Source organism: Pseudomonas sp. Pme6b (genome assembly GCF_058129925.1).
This window is the reverse complement of sequence record NZ_CM176704.1, coordinates 5,749,221-5,772,245: the sequence shown is the minus strand read 5'-3', so window position 1 is coordinate 5,772,245 and position 23,025 is coordinate 5,749,221. Positions and strand designations below refer to the sequence as shown.

The window sequence follows — 23,025 nt, the reverse complement described above, 5'->3', positions numbered from 1 at the left end:
AAGGTGCGCCAGTGGAGCGCCGCGAGGGCGCTCCTGAGCTGTTCACATTGCTCTAGCGTTTGAACAATCCCTTGAGGGCGTCCTTGAGTTCGGGGCTGACCTTGTCACCGAGTTTTTCATTCAGCTTGTCCTCAAGCTTCTCGCTGATCCGGTCGCCTGCCAGCCTGGCAGCGATCTGGCCCACGCCTTCCTTGTCCAGGCGGCAGGCTTTGGCACCCAGTTCCAGCGGGCCGCGGCACTGCACCGGCCACTCGATGCCGACAAAGCGCGGATTGATCTCGCACGCTGGGTCCGGCATGTCGCTCTTGTCGCCTTCGACGATGATGCCGACGCGGTAATTCATGCCCAGTACGCGCAGATCGACGTCGCCGTTACCGTTGACGGCCATGCCCGGCGTACGAACCTTGAGGTCCGGGTTGCTGGCCACGCCGTTGCGTATCACCAGATTGCCGTTGAGCTGCTGGAAAGGAGTGTCCTTGGCGCGCGGTTCGCCGCTAAGCGTCTTGCGGTTGAGGATCGAAATACCCTTGCACAGCTGCTGCTCCAGGTTGGCATTGACCAGTACGCCGTTATTGAGTGCAAAGCTGGCGGTGCCGTTCAGGCTGTCGATCAGGGCTTTTTCGCTGTTGCCTGTGCCGGTCAGGCTGCTGTCTAGGTTCAGCAGGCCACGCACTGGCGGCGTCTGGCCCTGGCTTTCCAGAATGCGTTCGACCGGTACTTTGGCAATGCGCGTCTGTACCGTGGCCACAGGCGTGTCCGGACGCGCGTCCAGATTGCCCTTGACCTCGAAGTTGCCGTTGTACAGGTCGCCACTCAGCGTATCGACCTTGATAAGACCACCGTTGGCTTGGGTCTTGAACGCTGCGTTGTCGATGGGCAGTTTGTTCAGGGTCAGTTTGCCGAAGCTCAGGTCAGCCTCGACATCCAGCGTACGCAAGCGCTCCAGCGGCAGCAGCCTGGCAGTGCTCCAGGCGGCCTTGGTCGGTTGTTCGGGCAGCGGTGAGTCGCCCGCAGCAGCGGCGGCTTCACCGGACTGAACCTCGGATTTGCGCGCGGCCTTGGCACCTTTGCTTTCTTCGCTCTCAGCTGGACGATAGCGGTCGGCGTCGAAGGTATCGCCCTTGAGCTGGACACGCAGCGCCTGTTTGGCGAAGTCGTCCACGGCGATGCGACCGGTGAAGGTGCTGTCGTCGACTTTCAGATTGAGGTTTTCCAGCGCAAGGCTGGTGGGCGTGCCGGCGAGGCGTGTGACCATTTCAACCTTGCTCAGCGCGCCCTCGGACATGGCGGGCAATGGCTGGCCGATGTTTTCGAAGAAGGTGCGCAGGTCGAGCTGGGCGATGGACAGGCCGCCGCTGATCTGTGGCGTTTTATCCAGATCACGGGCACGCAGTTCGCCCAGTGCACGCAACTGGTTGGCTGACACTTTGAGGCTGTTCCATTCGGCGATATTGGCGGCAAGGTCTACCAGCAGCTGGCCCTGCGCCGAGAAAGTGACGGTCTTGCCCTGCAGCGGCTCGCCTGCGACTTCGCCGGACAAGCGCATGTCTTCGAATTGATAGCGCTTGAGTACGCGGTCCATGCGCAGTTCGCCGACCAGTTCGGTCTTGGCGCGCACGACGGGCTGGTTGGTGCTCAGGAACGCCGTCAGTTTGATCGGGATGTCGGATGCTTCACGAATTGGTCCGGTGCTCAGTTGAATGCTCTCGGCCGTGAAGGTTCGGCCTTTGCGGGCATCACTGTAATCCACGCGGGCGTTGTTGACAGTCAGGCTGTCGATATCCAGCCGGATGGGCTGGGAAGGGCGATCGGCCTTGGGCGCGTCCGGGGCAGGCGCAGGGGTTGGTTCGCCAGGCGCTGCGGTGGTTGCGACAGCGGGCTTGCCGATGTCCTCCCAGTTGCCATGACCGTTTTCGTCACGGTGCAGGGCCAGGTTAAGGCCTTCGACGCGGATGTCACTCATCTGCACCTGACGACGAAGCAGCGGCAGGACACGTACGGACAGGCCGAGCATCTGCACATCGGCAAACGGCTGATCGGGGGCGGTCAGGGTGGCGACATGGGCGTCGTGCAATTCCAGGCCGAGCCAGGGGAACAGGCTCCAGCCGATATCACCGTTGAGCGTCAGCTCGACGTTGGCCTTGTCGCGTGCCAGCTGGCGAATCTCGTCTTTGTAGTCGTTGGGATCAAACAGGTGGGTCAGGGCGAAGCCGAGAGCCACGATGATCAGCAACAGCCCGAGAATAAACAGCCCCAGGATTTTGCCGAACGCTTTCATGGGCGAGTCCTTGTGTCGATATTCAAAAATAGCCCGTGAGTATACCGCTCTGACGCGCGTACCGGGCTGCGGATGCCTTTATTGCTGTCCGGTCGCCGGTTTGAGGTAGCAACGCTCCTCTCGACCCTACAGCTACATAGCTTTTCTGCCTCAACTAAGGTTTTGACAGGCTTTTCCTTATCATTTAATTGATTGCATCTATGGCGTCATAGAGCGCGCGGATTAACCGATAAAATAGATAATAAAAAGCATGTAACGAGATGCTTATTTGCCATCAGACAGTGATAGTCTCCGTTTTTGCTGGCTCAGGTGCGTCTTTTTGTCACGTATCTGAACAACCTGCCGATAAAACAGACATGGCCGCTCGGCATGGAGTCTGTGGCGGACCAGCGGACCATCTGCGAGCTTCACACATTGGGGTAATTATAATGAGCACAAGCACAGCCTTGGGCGGCGACGCCGTTCAGCCTGCGTTCTTGTCCAAAGAGCGCATTATCGCCAAGCCCGGTTTCAACCGTTGGCTTGTTCCACCAGCAGCATTGGCCATCCATCTTTGTATCGGTATGGCTTACGGCTTCTCGGTGTTCTGGTTGCCGTTGTCCAAGGCCGTGGGTATTACTGCACCCGTCGCCTGTACTCCGGACATGGGGTTCTTCGCGCAGATGTTCGCGTCGACCTGTGACTGGCAGATCTCCATGCTGGGCTGGATCTACACCCTGTTCTTCATTTTCCTGGGTTGCTCGGCTGCCATCTGGGGTGGCTGGCTGGAGCACGCAGGTCCACGCAAGGCCGGTGTTGTTTCGGCCCTCTGCTGGTGCGGTGGCTTGCTGATTTCCGCACTGGGCATTTATACGCACCAGATCTGGTTGATGTGGCTGGGCTCGGGGGTTATCGGCGGCATTGGTCTGGGGCTGGGCTATATCTCCCCCGTTTCGACCCTGATCAAGTGGTTCCCGGACAAGCGCGGCATGGCGACCGGTATGGCGATCATGGGCTTTGGTGGCGGCGCGATGGTGGGTGCACCGCTGGCCACTGCGCTGATGGGTCACTTTGCCTCGGCTGAAAGCGTTGGCGTCTGGCAGAGCTTCGTGGTGATGGCGGTGATCTACTTCATCTTCATGATCGGTGGCGCGCTGGGCTATCGCGTTCCGCCAACCGGCTGGAAACCTGAAGGCTGGACCGCTCCGGCTGCCAAGGCCAAGAACTCGATGATCACCAACCGTCACGTGCACGTCAGCGTGGCCTGGAAGACACCGCAGTTCCGTCTGGTCTGGCTGGTGCTGTGCCTGAACGTATCGGCCGGTATCGGCATTCTGGGCATGGCTTCGCCGCTGTTGCAGGAAGTGTTCGCCGGCAAACTGCTGGGCGTCGATCTGACCTTCAGCCAGCTCAATGCCGACCAACTGAAAGCCATTGCTGCGATTGCAGCCGGCTTCACGGGTCTGTTGAGTCTGTTCAACATCGGCGGTCGTTTCTTCTGGGCTTCGTGCTCGGACTTCATCGGTCGCAAGGCAACCTACTTCGTATTCTTCGCACTGGGCTTCCTGCTTTATGCGTCGGTTCCGACCCTGAGCCACATGGGTAGCATCGCCCTGTTCGTGGCCGCGTTCTGCATCGTGCTGTCGATGTACGGTGGCGGTTTCGCGACGGTTCCGGCTTATCTGGCTGACCTGTTCGGTACGCAGATGGTCGGCGCGATCCACGGTCGTCTGCTGACTGCCTGGGCTGCGGCCGGTGTGCTCGGTCCGGTATTGGTCAACTACCTGCGTGAGTACCAACTCGCCCACGGTGTTGCACGTGCCGATGCCTACGACATCACCTTGTACATCCTCTCGGGTCTGCTGGTGCTGGGCTTTATCTGCAACCTGCTGATTCGTCCGGTTGCCGACAAGTACTTCATGACCGACGCCGAGCTGGCGGCTGAACAAGCCATCGGTCACGACAAGGGTGCCAATGCCACGACTTCGCTGGAGTGGAAAGCATCCGCAGGCAGTAAGCCGCTGGTCATCGCCGCCTGGCTGGCCGTAGGCATCCCGCTGGCGTGGGGCGTCTGGATTACCCTGCAAAAAACCGCAGTGCTGTTCCACTAAAAGCCTGTAGGTAACAGATAAGCGCTTGCACTTAGGTGCAGGCGCTTTTTTTTGTGCGCAGAATTCTTGTTCCACGCACTCTGAATCGGACGCAGAGCGTCCCACTATAGTTGAGGCTATCGTTCCACACGCTCCAGTGTGGGAATGCCGTTCGTGACGCTCTGCGTCAACTATCTGCGGCTCAATGTGTTTGATGCACTGCCCGTTCCCCCGCAGACGCTGCTACATTAGCAACCCCTGTTCTTATTGCCTGTAGGAGTTGTTTGCATGCTAGCCCACGTGGAGTCATACGCTGGTGATCCGATCCTTTCCCTGATGGAAACCTTTGGCAAGGATTCCCGTGTGGACAAGGTCAATCTGAGCATCGGCTTGTATTACGACGCGCAGGGCCGTATCCCTCAGCTGGCATGCGTAGCAACGGCACAACAGCAACTGGCCGAGGGCGAGCAGGCGGCTTCTGTCTATCTGCCGATGGAAGGCCTGGCGGCTTATCGGCAGGCAGTGCAGACCCTGTTGTTCGGGGCGGATCACCCGCTTGTGCAGGCAGGACGCGTGGCGACCATCCAGACCGTGGGCGGCTCCGGCGCGCTGAAAGTAGGTGCCGACTTCCTCAAGTATGCCTTCCCGGACTCGCAGGTCTGGGTCAGCGATCCGACCTGGGAAAACCACAACGCGCTGTTCGGTGGTGGAGGCTTCAAGGTCAACAGCTACCCGTATTTCGACGCGCAGACTGGCGGGGTCAGGTTCGAGGCCATGCTCGATACGGTGCAGGGTCTGCCTGCGCAGAGCATCCTTTTGCTGCACCCGTGCTGCCATAACCCGACCGGTGCCGATCTGACAGTTGCGCAATGGGACCGCCTGATCGAAGTGATCAAGGATCGTCAGCTCATCGCGTTTCTGGATATTGCCTATCAGGGCTTCGGCAAGGGCATTGATGAGGATGCCTATGCCATCCGCGCAATGGCCAACGCAGGTGTTACAACGCTGGTCAGTAACTCGTTCTCGAAAATTTTCTCGCTGTACGGCGAGCGGGTAGGCGGGCTGTCGGTGGTTTGTGAAGACGCGGCCTCCTCTGCCAACGTGTTCGGCCAGCTCAAGGCGACCGTGCGCCGCAACTACTCCAGCCCGCCTGCGCATGGCGCCTTTCTGGTTTCAAAAGTGCTCAACACGCCGCACCTGCGCGAGCAGTGGCTGAGCGAAGTCGAGGCCATGCGCGTGCGCATCATCGACATGCGCACGCGGCTGGTCGAGGTGCTGGCGCAGAAGGTTTCCGGACGTGATTTCAGCTTTATCCTCAGGCAGAGCGGGATGTTCAGCTATACCGGTCTGACGCCACAGCAGGTCGATGAACTGAAAGACGTTCACGGCATTTACATGCTGCGCAGTGGCCGGGTGTGCATGGCGGGCCTGAATGAAGGCAATATCGACAAGGTATGTAACGCAATCGCGAGCCTCTTCACCCACTAAATGCCCTGCTGGTCGTCTGTTTGCTTCATGGCGGGCGCATCTGGGCCTATAATGCTCGCCTTTTTTCGCCCAATGATTTTGCGGAGCTGGTGATGGCCGAACGTAAGGCGTACGTCGAGCGTAATACTCTGGAAACCCAGATCAAAGCCTCGATCAACCTGGATGGCACCGGAAAGGCCCGATTCGATATCGGTGTGCCTTTTCTTGAGCACATGCTCGACCAGATCGCCCGGCACGGGCTGATCGACCTGGACATCGAGTGCAAGGGTGACCTGGCAATCGACGATCACCACACGGTGGAAGACGTTGGTATCACCGTGGGGCAGGCGTTCAGCCAGGCCATCGGCGACAAGAAAGGCATTCGTCGTTACGGCCACGCCTATGTGCCGCTCGACGAAGCGCTGTCGCGCGTGGTCATCGACTTTTCGGGTCGTCCGGGCCTGCAGATGCATGTGCCGTATACCCGTGCCACGGTGGGTGGCTTTGATGTGGACCTGTTTCAGGAGTTCTTCCAGGGCTTCGTCAACCACGCGAACGTGACGCTGCACATCGACAACCTGCGTGGCACCAACACTCACCACCAGATCGAGACCGTGTTCAAGGCTTTCGGTCGCGCGCTGCGCATGGCGGTCGAGCTGGATGAGCGCATGGCCGGGCAAATGCCATCCACCAAGGGTGTGCTCTGATGCAGACGGTTGCGGTCATCGATTACGGTATGGGCAACCTGCACTCTGTCGCCAAGGCGCTTGAGCACGTAGGCGCAGGCCGTGTGCTGATTACCAGTGACGCCAAGGTGATTCGCGAAGCCGACCGTGTGGTGTTTCCGGGTGTGGGCGCGATTCGCGACTGCATGGCCGAGATTCGCCGTCTGGGCTTTGATTCGCTGGTCAGGGAAGTCAGCCAGGACCGTCCGTTTCTCGGCATCTGCGTCGGCATGCAGGCGTTGCTCGACAGAAGTGAAGAGAGCGGCGGCGTGGACTGCATCGGTCTTTTTCCTGGCCAGGTGAAGTTTTTCGGCAAGGACCTGTATGAAGAAGGCGAGCACCTGAAAGTGCCGCACATGGGCTGGAATCAGGTCGCTCAGGCGGTGGATCACCCGCTGTGGCATGACATTCCGGATCTGGCGCGTTTCTACTTCGTGCACAGTTTCTACATCGATGCCGCGAACCAGCGTCAGGTGGTCGGGCGCGGTCACTACGGCCTCGACTTTGCCGCCGCGCTGGCCGACGGTTCGCGCTTCGCCGTGCAATTTCACCCGGAAAAGAGCCACACCCACGGCCTGCAATTGCTGCAGAACTTCGCTGCCTGGGATGGTCGCTGGTAATCGTATGAGCAAAACCAAGAGCAAGCCGCCGATTCTGACCCTTTCGCCCGAGCATGAGCAGCAGGCGATCGACAAGCTCAAGCGCCTGTTCGCAGAGCGCTTCGAGCTGGAGCTGGGTACGTTTGAAGTGGCTGAGGTACTGGAATTGTTCACCCGCGAGATTGCCCCGCATTACTACAATCGCGCTATTTTCGATGTTCAGCAGCAGCTCAAGGAGCGGTTCGAGAGCATCGAAAGCGATCTCTGGGCGCTCGAAAAGAATTGAATAGAAGCAGCTTTGAGCTTCAGGCTTCAAGCCGCAAGAATCAGTGAGTACGCATACTTGCAGCTAATCGCTTGCAGCTTGCCGCTCTTTTTGACCAAGGAATAAGCATGCTGATTATCCCCGCTATCGACCTCAAAGACGGTGCCTGTGTGCGTCTGCGTCAGGGCCGGATGGAAGATTCCACAGTGTTCTCCGATGATCCGGTGGCCATGGCCGCCAAGTGGGTCGACGGTGGTTGCCGCCGTCTGCATCTGGTCGATCTGAACGGTGCGTTCGAAGGACAGCCGGTCAACGGTGATGTGGTCACGGCCATCGCCAGGCGCTACCCGAACCTGCCGATCCAGATCGGTGGCGGCATCCGTTCGCTGGAAACCATCGAGCACTACGTCAAGGCGGGCGTGAGCTACGTCATCATCGGCACCAAGGCCGTCAAAGAGCCCGAGTTCGTGGCTGAAGCCTGCCGTGCGTTCCCCGGCAAGGTGATCGTCGGTCTGGATGCCAAGGACGGTTTCGTCGCCACCGATGGCTGGGCTGAAGTCAGCTCGGTTCAGGTCATTGATCTGGCCAAGCGTTTTGAAGCCGATGGCGTGTCTGCCATTGTCTACACCGACATCGCCAAAGACGGCATGATGCAGGGCTGCAACATCCCGTTCACCGCGGCGCTGGCGGCGGCTACGCGGATCCCGGTGATTGCTTCGGGTGGCATTCATAACCTGGGCGACATTCAGGCGCTGTTGAATGCGAAGGCTCCGGGCATCATCGGCGCAATCACCGGTCGTGCGATCTACGAAGGTACGCTGGATGTGGCCGAAGCCCAGGCGCTCTGCGACCGCGAACAACGCTGAATAGCTGGAGACTGACCCTGTGGCCCTAGCCAAACGCATCATCCCTTGCCTGGACGTCGACAACGGTCGAGTGGTCAAGGGTGTCAAGTTCGAGAACATCCGGGATGCAGGCGATCCGGTGGAAATTGCTCGTCGTTACGATGAGCAGGGTGCAGACGAAATCACTTTTCTCGACATCACTGCCAGCGTCGATGGCCGTGACACCACGCTGCACACCGTCGAGCGCATGGCCAGTCAGGTGTTCATTCCGCTGACTGTCGGTGGCGGCGTGCGTACCGTGCAGGACATCCGCAACCTGCTCAATGCGGGCGCGGACAAGGTGTCGATCAACACGGCAGCGGTGTTCAACCCTGAGTTTGTCGGTGAAGCCGCCGCTCGTTTCGGGTCGCAGTGCATTGTGGTCGCTATTGATGCCAAGAAGGTCTCCGGCCCGGGTGAAACCCCGCGCTGGGAAATCTTCACCCACGGTGGACGCAAACCCACCGGGCTGGACGCGGTGCTCTGGGCGAAAAAGATGGAAGACCTGGGGGCTGGCGAGATCCTGCTGACCAGCATGGACCAGGACGGCATGAAGAACGGCTTTGACCTGGGCGTCACTCGCGCCATCAGTGATGCGCTGGGCATCCCGGTGATTGCTTCCGGTGGTGTCGGCAACCTTGAGCATCTGGCCGCCGGCGTCATCGAAGGCCACGCCAGTGCCGTGCTGGCGGCGAGTATTTTCCACTTTGGCGAATACACCGTTCCCGAAGCAAAGGCTTATATGGCCAGTCGCGGGATTGTGGTGCGCTGAGTACTGCGCATCAAAGCGGGCGTCGCTTGTTTCAGACCATGGGTTTGAAACAGCCGGCGCTCGCTCTGTTTCAGCCCTGTGGCATTCGAGTATTACCTGTAAGCGACATCGCCGGACAGCGCGCTAGACAGTGCGCCGGGTTCACGGCACTCTGCATGCGTCGTTCATGATCGAGTGCTGGAACATGTTCAAACGTCTATTTCTCGCACTGATCGGTGTCGGCTTGTTGCTGAATGAAACTGCGCGAGCCAGCGACTCAACGCCTTATTCCATGGTGTTGCTCACCGAGAATTTCCCGCCGTTCAACATGGCGGTCGATGGCAGGAATTTCGCGCAGGAAAACAACATCGACGGTATTGCCGCTGAAGTGGTGCGCGAGATGTTCAAGCGCGCAAACATTGGTTACAGCATGACCCTGCGTTTTCCGTGGGACCGGGTTTACAAGCTTGCCCTCGACAAGCCCGGTTATGGTGTGTTCTCCACCACTCGCCTGCCTGAGCGGGAAAAACTGTTCAAATGGGTGGGTCCGGTAGGCTCCTATGACTGGATCATGCTCGCCCGCGGCGACAGCCCCGTCACGTTAACGTCGCTTGAGCAGGCAAAGAACTACAGGATTGGTGCCTATAAAGGCGACGCCATCGGCGAGCGTCTGAACGCGATGGGCCTTAACCCGATTTTGATGCTGCGTGACCGGGACAACGTGAAAAAGCTCGACAATGGTCAGATCGATCTGTGGGCCGTGGGCGATCCGGTTGGCCGCTATCTGGCGAAACTGGAAGGGGTCACGGGGTTCAAGACCGCGCTGCGTTTCAACAGCGCCGAACTTTACCTGGCAGTCAACAAGAGCACGCCTGACGACGTTGTGGCTCGCCTGCAGAAAGCCCTCGACCAGATGCGTGCCGAGGGTTGGGTCGACGCGGTCAAGACGCGCTATCAGTAATCGCTCAACCTGCTGCGGGAAGGGTGTCTTCGCGTACATTGGAAGGCTGCCCATTGATGTCATGGGCGTAAGTGCAGATCTTCAACGGCAGCAGTGTCTGGCGGGCCCACCTTGACCGTGTAATGGTCGATCGGGCGATGTTCGTACGACCAACTGACCGATAATGCGCCCAACCGGTTTTTCCCAATAACCACCTGTGGCTCGGGCGTCGGTCCCGCCAGCTGCAGTTCTATGGCAAGCGCAAGCGGCTGGATGCCATCGTCGATCAGCGTTTCGAGCGTTGGCTGCAATTCGACAATCGCCAGATCCACGCCCTGCATGCTGCTCCAGCTGACGCGTTTCAATGAATAGCTGCGTGCCACGCTGTCAGTGAAAAATTGAACTGGACGCTGCCTTCGATCTCTCCATCAGTAATGATCAGACCGTTCTGCCGACTGATGCAGTGGCCGCTGGTGAGTGCATAGGCAGGCGCATCAGGCGTGCTATCGGCGCTTCGAGTATCGATCAGCGTCGCCGTACAGTTCGAGCCCGACCTGCTGTTGATACGGCCGATGCCGTTCCAGTGGTCGCGTGAGCCGTCGGCGTTCAGCAGAACTTTGGACGGGGCAAGGGAAAGTAGTCCTTCGCCCAGGTCTGCCGCCGCATGAATGGAAAAGGGCAGCAGTGCGGCGATACAGCACGCACCTGTAATCGTTGTTGGTTTCATCATCCTCCTTGATAGCAGTATCTTGGCCTCCGTCATGGAGACACCTTCCTTTAAGTCAGAATTGACACGTTTATCAAAGCTGAAGCGGTGGTGGACATGGAGCGCAGATATATCGGACTTCGTATAGGGAAAGTGCTGACACAGACTGTGAGTGATCAGCTATAAAACCCATATTCCTCTGTTGCCGTAAGCGGTAGTCAGGCTGAACTCACATAAATTCTGGTGTCATTCATGATTTGCACTGATTGCTGATGGATAAAGGGGGGGCAAGGTCGTCTGCCTGATGAACATTTATCGCGATACATCTTGGTTCTGGCGGTTTCCTGCAGACAAAAAAAGCCCCGCCGAAGCGAGGCTTTTTTCCTTCAGCCTTTACAGGCTGTCGAATGCGTCGCAAATCCATTCCCAGGTCCTGTAGGCACTGAAAATATTCATCGCTAGGCGCAGCAGGCGTTTTATAGGCCGCATACTGTTGTCCTCGTGAAAGGACTGCCTCTCTTGGCGCCTCCCAGCCAAACTCCAAGTCGGTCTCACGCGAATGATCCCTTGAGGCTGGTCCAGCTTCGGGCCTTTCGATAAAGCCGAGACGGGTTCCTAGGCCCGCGTCAAAAGGTCCTGCAACAGGCGTCACCGACTGTTGAGCCGGCTCGCATCTTACCAGTCTTTTGAGGGCCTTTTAGTAACCGCTTTTTTACCACTGGCAAAAAAATAGCCTGACCCTGGGAAATTTTCCATGAAGCAGTTTCTCGGGGCCCGTTTCGGTATATTTGAGGCCCTCAACCGGCTCTTCCAAGGGCCTAAATAGGCCATAATTTATGGTGCCATTCGCACAAAGTGTGTACTATCCGCCTCACACGCGAATGATCCCTTGGGATTGCGGAAATGGTTCCTAAGCCATTTCCATCAGAAAAGCCGCTTCCTAGAGCGGCTTTTTTGTGCCCTTTTTTTGGGAAACCTTTTCCCTATCAACTGCAATCAGGTGAGCTGATAGTGAGAGTAGAGGGCAAGTTTGAGCTCTGGCTGAGAGCGACGCGTACGATTAGCGATACACCCCATTCTTGCCATGCGCCGCACTCGCCTGATTGCCGCGTTCGCTGATCATGCTGCGCAGGTCGATCCATTCGACGCCCTGATCCTTGAGTTTGGGCAACTCGCGTTCCAGTACGTCCAGCGTGACAGGGTAGGGGTGACCGATGACCACTGCCGAGCCATGCTTGCGGGCGATTTTGATGGCGGTCTGCAATTGGCGGGTGATGGCTTCAGCCGTGCGCTCGTCGTCCAGAAACACGTCGCGCGAGACGCTGGCGAGGCCGATACGCTGCGCCTCGGCTGCCGCCACGGTTTTTGCGCTGGTGCGGCTGTCCACGAAAAACAGATGCCGTCGTTGCAGTTCGGCCATCAGCCAGGTCATCGCGACCGGTTCGGCGGTCATCCGGCTGCCCATGTGGTTATTGATGCCGGCTGCATAAGGCACTTTCAGCAGCGCCGCATTGAGTCGGCTTTCCAGTTCAGGCAAGGGTAGTTCGGGATGCCAGGCGTAAGGCCCGGTCGCCGGGTCCATCGGCATGTGCAGCATGACCGTCTTACCTGCGCGGTGAGCCTCGCGGGCAAATTCGGTGGCGTGCGGAGTGTCAGGCATGATCGCCAGCGTTACCGGGCCGGGGAGCGCCAGCGTACGGCTGTCCCGCGCCGGGTTCTGACCCAGGTCGTCGATGATCAGGCTGAGATAGGCCTTCGGCGGCTTGCCGGTGTTCTCGGCTGGCGCTGCATGGGCAGCACCAGTGATCGAGAGTGTCAGCAGTAACAGAGCGAGAGCGCGCATCCGTCAATTGCCGCGAGTGATACTCAGCCCTTTCAGCAGGCTGAGCGCCTGGCTGAGCTGGAAGTCATCATCCTGCGGACGCGCCTTGGCTGCTGCGCCACCCTTGACGGTTGGCTTGTCGGCACCGCCGTTGCCGTTGCCCAGGTGACCCATCAGGTCGGCTTCCTTGTAGTTCTCGCCGTCTGCTTCGCTGGTGACCTTGGCCCGACGTACCACGATGTCCGGGTTGATACCCTGCGCCTGGATCGAGCGACCGTTCGGCGTGTAATACAACGCTGTGGTGATCTTCAGAGCGCGATCGTTGTTCAGCGGCAGAACGGTTTGTACCGAGCCTTTGCCGAAGGTATCGGTGCCCATCAGAATCCCGCGTTTCTGGTCTTGCAGGGCACCGGCGACGATTTCCGACGCAGAGGCGCTGCCGCCGTTGATCAGCACCACCAGCGGCACGCCTTCGCTGGCGTCTGCCGGGTCTGCCGAGAAACGCAATTCGGAGTTGGCGATGCGGCCTTTGGTGTAGACGATCAGGCCCTTGGTGAGGAAGTGATCCGCCACCTGCACCGCCGATTGCAGCACGCCGCCGGGGTTGTTGCGCAGGTCGAGAATCAGGCCGCTCATCTTCTTGCCGTTGTCCTTGCGGAATTTGGCCAGCGCCTTGCCGACTTCGTCCCCGGTCTTGACCTGGAACTGAGTGATGCGGATATAGCCGTAGCCGTTCTCCAGCATCTGCGCCTTGACGCTCTTGACCTGGATGGTCGCCCGCGCCAGCGTCACATCAAACGGCGTACCGCCATCGCGCACCAGTGTCAGGGTGATCTTCTCGCCGATCTTGCCGCGCATCTTGTCGACCGCTTCCTGCATGTTCTGGCCCTGGGTCGGCGTACCGTTGATCTTCACGATCAGGTCGCCTGCCTCAATGCCAGCCTTGGAAGCAGGTGTGTCGTCGATGGGTGAAACCACCTTGACGAAACCGTCTTCGACGCCCACTTCGATGCCCAGTCCACCGAACTCGCCGCTGGTGCTTTCCTGCAGCTCCTGGAAATCTTCCGGACCCAGGTAGGCGGAGTGTGGATCAAGGTTGCTGAGCATGCCCTTGATGGCGTTTTCCAGCAGAGTCTTGTCGTCCACCGGCTCGACATAGGCCGCCTTGACCCGATCCATGACCTCGGCAAAGGTGCGCAGCTCGTCAAGCGGCAGCGGCGGCTTGGCGTTGGCATTGGGCTTGGCGGGCGAGACTGCTGCAGGCGTGGCTGGCGCGGTCTTTTCGGCAGCTTGCGCCAAAGGCGCGCCAATAACGATGGCAATTGCCAGGGCCAGCGAGGTGAGGCGGGACAAATGCAGCATGTCTAACGAACTCCTACAGATATTGACGCCGGCTTATCCTTGAGTGCGGCACCATTGGGCTGGATCGCTGGGGCGACCCTGCTGACGAATAGCAAAGTACAACGCTGCCGTGTCCTGACCGCCACTATTGCCGACCGTGGAAATCGCTTCACCGGCTTTTACAATGTCACCTGCCGACTTGAGCAGGCTCTGGTTATGCCCATACAGGGTGAGATAACCGTTGCCATGGTCGAGAATGACCAGAAGCCCGGCACCACGCAACCAGTCGGCGAACACCACTCGTCCGCCATGCACTGCATGTACCTGGCTTCCGGCTGCGGCGCTGATCATGACGCCGTCCCATTTGGTTCGCTCGTCATCACCGCGGGCTTCACCGAAACGCGCAAGCAGTCGACCATCAATAGGCCATGGAAGTTTTCCCCGGGCCTCTGCAAAAGGTCCGCCGTAGGAAACTCCGGCACTGGAAACGACTGCGCCGGGGGCTTTGACCGGGCGACGCGGTGTGGGTTCATCAGCGCTTTTACTGCTGCTGGTGCTGTTGTTACGGGCGACGGCCTCAGCTTCGCGCTGACGTTTCTCTTCGGCCTCGCGAGCGGCGACCAGCGCCTTCTGGCGAGCCTCTTCAGCTTCACGTGCCTGCCGGGCCAGGGTTTCTTCGATGGTCTTGAGAACCTTGGCCAGGTCGGCCTGATCCTGCTGACGGGCCTGCAGTTTCTGATCGCGGGCCTTGTAGTCCTGATTCAGCTTGGCCAGTGCCTGCTGACGCTCCTGATTCAGCTTGGCCAGTTCTTCGCTCTGGCTGTCCAGGTTGCTCTTCTGCACCAGCAACTGTGCCTGTTGCAGATCGATGTCTTTTTCGACATTGGCCAGCTGGCGCAGGGTTTCATTGAAGTTGCGTAGCTGCTCCAGGCGCGCCTGGCTCAGGTAATCGTAATACGTGAGGGTTCGGGCGAACTTCTCGGGGTGCTGCTGATTGAGCAACAGCTTGAGGTATTCCTGGCGGCCACTCTGATAGGCGGCGCGGGCCTGGATAGCGATCAGGCGTTGCTGTTCAACGCGAGCGCTGTTCAGTTTCTTTTTTTCACTGTCGAGCTTTTGCAGCTCGGTTTCCGTCTTTTTTAGTTCCTTTTGCAGGACCTCGACCTGCTTTTCCAACTTGCCCATTTCGGTTTCGGTGGTGCGCAGGTCCTTCTGGACGCCTGCACGTTCTTCCTGAAGCTTGCCCAGGACTTTTTGCAGCTCCGTCACATCCTGACGCGCAGCATCTATCTGTTTTTGGGTTTGCACACGCTCGTCTTCGGCAAACGCCGGATTGAGCAGGCAGATCAGAGCAAGGGCAATCAAGGCGCGAAGCATGTGGGTGGGCGATACCGAGGAATTGTGAGAAAAAATGTCAGGCTTAGTATGCCCGCCATGCGCTGCAAAAAAAACGCCCCGCAGCCACTGCTTTAGGGCTTGAAACATAAAAAACCGGCTTTGCCTGATGGCTATAGGCCGGTTTTCAGCGTTTTACTTCGCCACAAGGATCGAATGGCCCGTCATCTCTTGCGGTTTCTCCATGCCCAACAGATGCAGCATGGTCGGTGCCACGTCAGCCAGAACACCACCTTCGCGGACTTTCAGCGGGCGTTTGCCGACGTACACGAAAGGCACCGGCTCGGAGGTATGTGCGGTATGCGCCTGGCCTGTGGAGTCATCGGTCATCTGCTCGACGTTGCCGTGGTCAGCGGTAATCAGTGCTTCACCGCCGACTTTTTCCAATGCCGCGGTAATGCGACCGACGCAGACGTCCAGGCATTCCACGGCCTTGATTGCCGCTTCCATGATGCCGCTGTGGCCGACCATGTCGCCGTTGGCGTAGTTGACGATAATCACGTCATAACGCTGATGTTCGATGGCATCGACAATTTTGTCGGTCACTTCCGGCGCGCTCATTTCCGGCTGCAGGTCGTAGGTGGCGACTTTCGGCGATGGAATCAGAATGCGCTCCTCGCCCGGAAACGGTTCTTCACGACCGCCAGAGAAGAAGAACGTGACGTGCGCGTATTTTTCGGTTTCGGCGATACGCAGCTGAGTCTTGCCGTTGTCTGCCAGGTATTCACCCAGCACGTTTTTCAGGCTGCCAGCCGCAAATGCCGAGGGCGCAGGGATACTCGCCGCGTATTGGGTCAGCATCACGTAATTGACCTTGGGCTGACGGGCGCGCTCGAAATCCTTGAAATCGTCTTCGACGAACACACGGGTCAGCTCACGGGCGCGGTCGGCGCGGAAGTTCATGAACACCACAGCATCGCCGTCCTCGACACGAGCGGGTTCACCGATGCGTGTTGCTTTGACGAATTCGTCGTTCTCGTCACGCGCGTAGGCAGCTTCAAGCCCGGCAACACCGCTGTCTGCGTGAAATTCGGCGGTGCTGTCGACGATCAGGTTGTAGGCGGTGGAGACCCGGTCCCAGCGGTTGTCACGGTCCATGGCGAAGTAGCGGCCGATGATCGTGGCGGTGCGGCCCTTGCCCAGGCGAGCGAAGGTTGCGTCCATCAGCTCAAGGGATTTCTTCGCGCTGCGCGGTGGCGTGTCGCGACCGTCAAGGAAGGCGTGCAGATAGATTTTTTCTGCACCGCGCTTGACCGCCAGTTCGGCCATGGCGACCAGATGGTCCTGGTGGCTGTGCACGCCGCCATCGGACAGCAGGCCCATGATGTGCACGGCCTTGCCCGCACCGACAGCTTTATCCACAGCGGCACAGATGGTCGGGTTCTCGAAGAACTCGCCGTCGCGAATCGCTTTGGTCACTCGAGTGAAGTCCTGATACACCACGCGACCGGCACCCAGGTTCATGTGTCCGACTTCGGAGTTGCCCATCTGACCGTCCGGCAGACCGACGTCCATGCCCGACCCTGAAATCAGGCCGTTGGGCATGGTTTCGTAAAGACGATCCATGACCGGCATCTTCGCGGCCAGGATGGCATTGCCTTCATGGCTTTCGCTGTGTCCGAAGCCATCCAGGATGATAAGAACCAGAGGTTTTGGCGTGGCAGTCATAGAACCCACTCGATGCTGGTTGAATAAAGAGAGTAACAAAGTACAAGGGAGCGGCATTTTAGGGACAAGTTCAAACGGCGTCACTGCCGTACGGACTTTGGCCCACCTTGGCTGCTGTGTATACTGGCCGACATTTTAACGCCCTGGAACCTACTGATGGTTGCTCACCTGCTTGAATTCGCCACTAACCACTATTTGATCACCGGTGCCTTCGTCATTCTGCTGGGACTGCTGATCGCTTACGAACTGAGCAAGGGCGGTGCCAGCCTGAGCACTCGCGAGCTGACCGCGCTGGTCAACAGCGACCAGGGCGTGGTCATCGACGTGCGCTCGAAAAAGGATTTCACTGCCGGCCACATCGTGGGATCCCTGAATTTCCCGCAGGACAAGGTGCTGACGCGTACCGCTGAACTGCAGAAATACAAGGACAAGACGTTGATCATAGTCGATGCAATGGGGCAGCATGCTGGCACCACCGCCCGCGAGTTGCTCAAATCCGGCTTCAAGGCGGCCAAGCTGTCCGGCGGTATTTCCAGCTGGCGCGGCGACAACCTTCCCCTGGTGAAGTGAACATGGCTCAAGTCATCGTCTATTCCAGCGATTATTGCCCGTATTGCATACGTGCCAAACAGCTGTTGCAGAGCAAGAGCGTGGCCTTCGAGGAAATCCGTGTCGACGGCAAGCCGCAACTGCGTGCCGAAATGACCAAGAAGGCCGGTCGCACTTCCGTACCGCAGATCTGGATCGGCTCGACCCACGTGGGCGGCTGCGATGACCTGTTTGCTCTGGAGCGTGCCGGCAAGCTTGATGCGCTGCTGGCCTGATTCCCCTTAAACTTTCAGCCCTATCTGACAAGGATCCGAGATGACCGACCAACCGAACAACGGCGCTGTTGCCAACGAAGAAAACGGCCCACAATTTTCCCTGCAGCGTATCTACGTTCGCGACCTGTCGTTCGAAGCGCCAAAAAGCCCGGCAATCTTCCGCCAGGAGTGGACACCGACCGTCAGCCTGGACCTCAACACCCGTCAGAAGCAGCTGGAAGGCGATTTCTATGAAGTCGTGCTGACCCTGTCCGTGACCGTCAACAATGGCGACGAAGTTGCTTTCATCGTTGAAGTGCAACAGGCCGGTATCTTCCTGATCAAGGGTCTGGACGACGGCGCGATGAGCCACACTCTGGGCGCGTTCTGCCCGAACATCCTGTTCCCGTATGCACGCGAAGCCATCGACAACCTGGTCGTACGCGGCTCGTTCCCTGCGCTGATGCTGGCCCCGGTGAACTTCGACGCCCTGTACGCCCAAGAGCTGCAACGCATGCAGGAAGCTGGCGAAACGCCGACTGTGCAATAAGCGTTACCGCTAAAAGCAAAAAGCGCCTTTCGGGGCGCTTTTTTGTGTCTGTTCAAGAACGGCGGCCGGGCCATGGATGCTTTTTATCGCGATGGCACTGACGACGTAAATTGCGACGTTAGTGACAGGGCGAAGGGACTCGGCGAGGGGCGAAAAGGTGACCTGAGTCGAGCCTGAATCTCACTGAATCGCAGAACCGCTGTGTGATGCGGAGCATCAGTCTGATTAAGCAAATGTCACACTTAGGCCTAAGCAAATCCGTGCTGACGCCATGCCTCATAGACGGCCACGGCCACTGTATTGGACAGGTTCAGGCTGCGGCAGCCCTCACGCATGGGCAGTCGCAGGCGGTGCTCGCTGCTCAGCGAGTCGAGGATGTCGGCGGGCAGGCCGCGGCTCTCCGGGCCGAACAGAAAGGCATCGCCTGGCTCAAAGCTCGCATCATGAAAAGGCCGAGAGCCTTTGGTGGTGAAGGCGAACAACCTAGGGTTGCCGATCTTCTCCAGACAGCTTGCCAGGTCAGCATGCGTCTGCAGCGTGGCATACTCGTGATAGTCGAGCCCGGCGCGGCGCAAGCGCTTGTCGTCCAGCTCGAAACCCAAGGGTTCGATCAAATGCAGGGTGCAGCCGCTGTTGGCGCATAGCCTGATGACATTGCCGGTATTCGGCGGAATTTCTGGTTGAAAAAGGATGACGTGAAACATGCACGGCTCCGAACGAAAGGACGGGATGCATTCTACCCCTGAAGAGGACCCCAGACCGAAGCTATGGCCGCGAGTTCTGGGTTCGATGGCGATTGTCGGCTTTACCGTGGGCACCATTATCGGTCGTCTGCAGCAACCTGACCCTGTTGAACTTGAGCAGATCGAGGAACTGCCTGCCGGCCTGGCGCTCTGGTTCAATGAAGAACCGAAATACCAAGGGGCGACGGTGGATGGCGCTGTGGTGCTTAACGTCGATGCTTCAGGACAGCCGTGGACAGGCCAACTGAGGTTCGACAACAGGGTTGCACGCTGGAAGGTGGAGCGGGGTGAGAAGGGGTTGGTGCTGACGCTCCTGGCAGCCCGTCCACTTCATGGCGATTGGCGCACTGAGAAGGTGGACGGGCGCTGGAGACTGGAGGTCAGTCTCCGGGAGGAATAAAAGAGGGGAATCCCCGGCCTGCCTGTACCAAGGTCCCCAAAACTGGTGATGTAATACCTATTGCAGAGTGCGTGCCAGTTTTCAGAATTAATCCGAAAGAGCAGGCTGACTTAGTCGTATCCGGTTAAGCATTTCTTGAGTCCAAAGCTCTTTAACCTCATCAACATACTGAATTTATTAAGTATTTTTCATAATAAAAAACCTTGGGCTGGTTGATGAGTCAGACGATGTGAATGCTCGGCGCCGGCATCTGGTCGTCCTGAGTATCGCGCCAGGCCCCGCAATGCGGTATCAGCGCATGCACTCAATTTGCGCACCGCAACGACGCACACACCCATACTGATGCATTAATGCTGCTGACCATGCCAGGGCACCAACCTGCGTTGCAGCGCGCGCAGGCCCAGCTCCATGGCAAAAGCGATCACGGCGATCACCAGAATCCCCAGCACCACAACGTCGGTCACCAGAAACTGCGCCAGTCAACGACAGCGCAGTCAGCAAGCGCAGGGAAAAATGCAGTTTCATGATGGAGCTCCGAATCGGACGGGCCGAGGACTGGCTGGATAAGGAGACTAAGTGATCTAAGAATCTGCAAATAAATAACTTTTGGGAATTAGCTTATGAAGGGTCTTTAGAGCCATCTGCAGAACCCATCTGCACATCAGGGACCTGATACGCATCTGCCAATCGGCTCGGACGTCACGCGCCAGACACCAAAATTGCTTTTTTGTTCACCTGGACTACAGTTGAGCGAATGTTTCAGACGGTAAAAAACGCTGAAAAAGGGTGTGTGGAGCGGTTTTTAGAAAATATTTCATGACCGTGGAGCGTCGGCAGTCAAGGTGATGACAATTGTCACATTTCATCACTAATCTCTCTGAAGTACACGTTTTACAAGGCTTTTACTGGCAGGCAAATTGCGCTTTGCCGTTGGGGACTATGACCGGTTGGTCGCGATTTGGCCGGTCACTGATACAAAACCAAAAGATCTGACGAACGGTACCGAAATAAATTTTGGGAATTACCCGATTAGGTCGATACACTCCGTGACGTCCTGGCTGACACGAGTTGTGACATATGCCTGATTGTTCTTAGAAGCTGAAAAACGGTTTCTTTTGAGCATGAAGAATTTTCACTAACGTACGGCCACCGACATGCGCGGTCTAGTCAAAAGTCGGGGTGTACAGAATCCATTGATCTCCAGATCGGGACTGTCACCTTTCGCAATATCTCTGGGTCAGGGCAATGCCCGGCACCGGAGACATAAAAAATTAGATTCACGAGGAGCGTAGTTAATGAAGAAGTCCACCCTGGCCTTGGCCGTAACAGTCGGTGTATTGGCCCAGCAGGCCGGTGCAGCTGGTTTCCTTGAAGACAGCAAAGCGTCCGTTAGTTCTCGTACTCTGTATTTTGACAACGATTACCGCGAAGGCACTACCCACAACAGCCGTGAGACGGCCACTGGCTTGAAATTCGACTACCTGTCGGGCTTCACTCAAGGCACTGTCGGTTTCGGTCTGGATCTGCAAGGCCTGGTTGGTGTTCATCTTGACGGCGGTCGCGGCGCTCACTCCGGCGCTTTGAACGGCGGCGTTCTGCCTACCGACAGCGACGGTTCTGCTGTTAACGAGTGGAGTCGTCTGGGCGCCAACGGCAAGGTACGCTTCTCGAAAACCGAGTTGAAAGTCGGTAATGCACTGGCTCCTAACCTGCCAATCCTGGTCAGCAACGACGGTCGTCTTCTGCCTCAGGCTTTCCAAGGCGGCATCCTGACCTCCAAGGATCTGGACACCGTAACTTTCACTGCTGGTCAGCTGAACAAGTCGATCGGCCGTGCTTCAAGTAACTGGACTGACCTGTCCGTTGCAGGTGCCTCCGAAACCAGCGATCATTTCCGTTTCGCTGGCGCTGACTGGAAAGTCACCAAAGACCTGACCCTGCAGTACTACTACGCCAACCTGGAAGACTTCTACAAGCAACACTTCCTGGGTCTTGTTCATGTTTACCCAATCAGCGACAACCAGTCTTTCAAGACTGACCTGCGTTATTTCAACAGCAGCTCTGACGGCAAAAACAGCGACGCGGCGACCGGCTACCGTTTCAACAACAACAACGGTTATGCCAAGAACACCGGCGAAGTGGATAACTCCACCTGGTCCGCCATGTTCACCTACTCGTTGGGTGGCCATGCGTTGATGGTTGGTCATCAACAAGTGGGCGACAACGGCGGTATGGTTTTCCTGGGTCAGGGTAGCGTCACTAAAGACGGCACCACACGTTCGAGCCTTGAAGGCAACGGCGGTTCGAGCTTCTACCTGTTCACTGACTCGATGATCAACGGCTTCAACCGCGCGGGTGAGAACACCACGTTCGGTCAGTACTCGTATGACTTCGCCAAAGTCGGCGTTCCAGGCCTGAAAGCAGCAATCGCTTATCTGAATGCTGACGACATCCGCGGCAATACTGCGGCCACTCGCAATAACAGTTACTCCGAGTGGGAAACTGACATGCGTGTTGACTACGTGATTCAGAGCGGTCCGTTGAAAGGCTTCGGCACTACCTTGCGTCACGGTACCTACCGTGCCGATGGTGATCTGAACAACTCGACCAACACCGATCAAACCCGTCTGATCTTCAACTACACCTACAACTTCATGTAAGTGTATTGAGGTTCAAGGAAACCCCGCCTGGTGCGGGGTTTCTTTTGCCTGTTTTTTGATATTCCTGGCAGGTCTATCAATCACATTATTTATTCTTTTTAACTTTTCTCAGCAGGGCGCACAGTAACGTCATACCAAGGCCTACCCGATACAGACAAGGAGCAACACCATGACACTGCGACTTGGCGACATCGCCCCTGACTTCGAGCAGGAATCCAGCGAAGGTCGTATCCGTTTCCATGAATGGCTCGGCAACAGCTGGGGGGTGTTGTTTTCTCATCCGGCAGACTTCACGCCTGTCTGCACCACAGAGTTGGGCTTCACCGCCAAATTGAAAGACGAGTTTGCCAAGCGCGGTGTAAAAGCCATTGCGCTGTCGGTAGACCCGGTTGACTCGCACATCAAGTGGATCGACGATATCAACACTACGCAAAACACCCAGGTTAACTTCCCGATTCTGGCCGATGCCGACCGCAAGGTCTCCGATCTGTATGACCTTATTCATCCCAATGCCAGCGACACACTGACTGTGCGTTCGCTGTTCGTGATCGACCCGAACAAGAAAGTGCGCCTGAAGATTACTTATCCGGCGAGCACCGGGCGTAATTTCCACGAGGTTCTGCGCGTTATCGACTCTCTGCAATTGACCGACAACTACAAGGTTGCCACGCCCGCCAACTGGGTGGACGGCGATGATGTAGTGATTGTGCCGTCGATCAAGGACGAAGCCGAGATCAAAGAACGCTTTCCCAAGGGCTACAAGGCCGTCACGCCTTATCTGCGCCTGACACCTCAGCCAAACCGCTAATTTTCGATCTACCAAGCGTGGGGTTATTCGGGCCGATTCATCGGCCCTTTTTTATTCCTCCCTCATAGCCGCCGACTGCGTTGCTCGATCAAGCGCGGACGCAGAGCGTCCAGAACGGCATGCGACGCGGAGCGTCGCACGATAGTCGAGA

20 protein-coding genes and 2 pseudogenes are annotated in these 23,025 nt (G+C 57.8%); 14 read left to right on the top strand and 8 right to left on the bottom strand.

The features are described from left to right. Positions 1-52: 52 nt before the first annotated feature. Positions 53-2,278, bottom strand: coding sequence for an AsmA family protein (locus AC4ANE_RS26280; protein WP_002555775.1), 2,226 nt, complete (start codon positions 2,276-2,278; stop codon positions 53-55). A 428-nt stretch (positions 2,279-2,706) separates the two neighbouring features. On the opposite strand from AC4ANE_RS26280, the gene AC4ANE_RS26275 reads away from it, so the two are divergent. From AC4ANE_RS26275 to AC4ANE_RS26240, 8 genes are all read left to right on the top strand, one after another. Then, positions 2,707-4,368, top strand: coding sequence for an OFA family MFS transporter (locus AC4ANE_RS26275; protein ID WP_002555774.1), 1,662 nt, complete (start codon positions 2,707-2,709; stop codon positions 4,366-4,368). Positions 4,369-4,635: 267 nt separating this feature from the next. Then, positions 4,636-5,835 carry an amino acid aminotransferase gene (locus AC4ANE_RS26270; protein ID WP_460408609.1) on the top strand — a complete coding sequence of 400 codons (1,200 nt, stop codon included), beginning with the start codon at positions 4,636-4,638 and terminating at the stop codon, positions 5,833-5,835. Positions 5,836-5,927: 92 nt separating this feature from the next. Beyond that, positions 5,928-6,521: an imidazoleglycerol-phosphate dehydratase HisB gene (gene hisB / locus AC4ANE_RS26265; RefSeq protein ID WP_002551454.1), complete on the top strand. Its 594-nt coding sequence runs from the start codon at positions 5,928-5,930 to the stop codon at positions 6,519-6,521. Next, complete coding sequence (gene hisH / locus AC4ANE_RS26260; RefSeq protein ID WP_002551455.1) at positions 6,521-7,159, top strand: imidazole glycerol phosphate synthase subunit HisH; 639 nt, start codon at positions 6,521-6,523, stop codon at positions 7,157-7,159. The genes hisB and hisH overlap by 1 nt, the downstream gene beginning before the upstream one ends. Positions 7,160-7,163: 4 nt before the next feature. Further along, positions 7,164-7,424 (top strand): DUF2164 domain-containing protein, encoded by a 261-nt coding sequence (locus AC4ANE_RS26255; protein WP_002551456.1) that lies wholly within the window; start codon positions 7,164-7,166, stop codon positions 7,422-7,424. Positions 7,425-7,531: 107 nt separating this feature from the next. Further along, positions 7,532-8,269, top strand: a complete 738-nt coding sequence (hisA, locus tag AC4ANE_RS26250; protein ID WP_002551457.1) for a 1-(5-phosphoribosyl)-5-[(5-phosphoribosylamino)methylideneamino]imidazole-4-carboxamide isomerase — start codon at positions 7,532-7,534, stop codon at positions 8,267-8,269. 19 nt (positions 8,270-8,288) lie between these two features. After that, a complete protein-coding gene (gene hisF, locus AC4ANE_RS26245) occupies positions 8,289-9,059 on the top strand; it encodes an imidazole glycerol phosphate synthase subunit HisF (protein WP_002551458.1) in 771 nt (256 codons plus the stop codon). A 184-nt stretch (positions 9,060-9,243) separates the two neighbouring features. Further along, on the top strand, positions 9,244-9,999 hold the full coding sequence (locus AC4ANE_RS26240) for a substrate-binding periplasmic protein (protein WP_002551459.1): 756 nt from the start codon (positions 9,244-9,246) through the stop codon (positions 9,997-9,999). Between the two features lie 4 nt (positions 10,000-10,003). On the opposite strand, the pseudogene AC4ANE_RS26235 reads toward AC4ANE_RS26240, so the two are convergent. The 5 genes and pseudogenes from AC4ANE_RS26235 to gpmI all read right to left on the bottom strand — a co-directional run bounded on the left by AC4ANE_RS26235 (position 10,004) and on the right by gpmI (position 16,910). Continuing rightward, positions 10,004-10,741, bottom strand: a pseudogene (locus AC4ANE_RS26235) (trypsin-like serine peptidase). Positions 10,742-11,744: 1,003 nt separating this feature from the next. Continuing rightward, on the bottom strand, positions 11,745-12,527 hold the full coding sequence (locus AC4ANE_RS26230; RefSeq protein ID WP_002551462.1) for a divergent polysaccharide deacetylase family protein: 783 nt from the start codon (positions 12,525-12,527) through the stop codon (positions 11,745-11,747). Positions 12,528-12,530: 3 nt separating this feature from the next. After that, positions 12,531-13,868, bottom strand: coding sequence for a S41 family peptidase (locus AC4ANE_RS26225; protein WP_002551463.1), 1,338 nt, complete (start codon positions 13,866-13,868; stop codon positions 12,531-12,533). Positions 13,869-13,901: 33 nt separating this feature from the next. Next, a complete protein-coding gene (locus AC4ANE_RS26220; RefSeq protein WP_002551464.1) occupies positions 13,902-15,224 on the bottom strand; it encodes a murein hydrolase activator EnvC family protein in 1,323 nt (440 codons plus the stop codon). 153 nt (positions 15,225-15,377) lie between these two features. Then, complete coding sequence (gene gpmI, locus AC4ANE_RS26215) at positions 15,378-16,910, bottom strand: 2,3-bisphosphoglycerate-independent phosphoglycerate mutase (protein ID WP_002551465.1); 1,533 nt, start codon at positions 16,908-16,910, stop codon at positions 15,378-15,380. A 156-nt stretch (positions 16,911-17,066) separates the two neighbouring features. Between gpmI and AC4ANE_RS26210 the strand changes: the two genes are divergently transcribed. From AC4ANE_RS26210 to secB, 3 genes are read left to right on the top strand one after another with little or no spacing between them, the layout of a single operon-like run. Continuing rightward, a complete protein-coding gene (locus AC4ANE_RS26210) occupies positions 17,067-17,480 on the top strand; it encodes a rhodanese-like domain-containing protein (protein WP_002551466.1) in 414 nt (137 codons plus the stop codon). A gap of 2 nt (positions 17,481-17,482) precedes the next feature. Then, the gene (gene grxC, locus AC4ANE_RS26205) at positions 17,483-17,734 is read left to right on the top strand and encodes a glutaredoxin 3 (RefSeq protein ID WP_002551467.1); all 252 of its coding nucleotides are present in this window, start codon (positions 17,483-17,485) and stop codon (positions 17,732-17,734) included. 40 nt (positions 17,735-17,774) lie between these two features. Then, complete coding sequence (gene secB, locus AC4ANE_RS26200) at positions 17,775-18,263, top strand: protein-export chaperone SecB (RefSeq protein WP_002551468.1); 489 nt, start codon at positions 17,775-17,777, stop codon at positions 18,261-18,263. 248 nt (positions 18,264-18,511) lie between these two features. Here the strand turns inward: secB and trmL are convergent, their stop codons facing one another. Continuing rightward, positions 18,512-18,967: a tRNA (uridine(34)/cytosine(34)/5-carboxymethylaminomethyluridine(34)-2'-O)-methyltransferase TrmL gene (trmL, locus tag AC4ANE_RS26195; RefSeq protein ID WP_002551469.1), complete on the bottom strand. Its 456-nt coding sequence runs from the start codon at positions 18,965-18,967 to the stop codon at positions 18,512-18,514. Between trmL and AC4ANE_RS26190 the strand changes: the two genes are divergently transcribed. Next, a complete protein-coding gene (locus AC4ANE_RS26190; RefSeq protein WP_031595513.1) occupies positions 18,966-19,406 on the top strand; it encodes a hypothetical protein in 441 nt (146 codons plus the stop codon). The genes trmL and AC4ANE_RS26190 overlap by 2 nt on opposite strands. A gap of 347 nt (positions 19,407-19,753) precedes the next feature. Here AC4ANE_RS26190 and AC4ANE_RS26185 read toward each other — a convergent pair. Beyond that, a pseudogene (locus tag AC4ANE_RS26185) lies at positions 19,754-19,882 on the bottom strand (taurine ABC transporter permease); the annotation flags it as partial. A gap of 819 nt (positions 19,883-20,701) precedes the next feature. Between AC4ANE_RS26185 and AC4ANE_RS26180 the strand changes: the two are divergent. Beyond that, on the top strand, positions 20,702-22,066 hold the full coding sequence (locus tag AC4ANE_RS26180) for an OprD family porin (protein WP_005733626.1): 1,365 nt from the start codon (positions 20,702-20,704) through the stop codon (positions 22,064-22,066). A 169-nt stretch (positions 22,067-22,235) separates the two neighbouring features. Further along, positions 22,236-22,874: a peroxiredoxin gene (locus tag AC4ANE_RS26175; RefSeq protein ID WP_031595515.1), complete on the top strand. Its 639-nt coding sequence runs from the start codon at positions 22,236-22,238 to the stop codon at positions 22,872-22,874. Positions 22,875-23,025 lie beyond the last annotated feature (151 nt).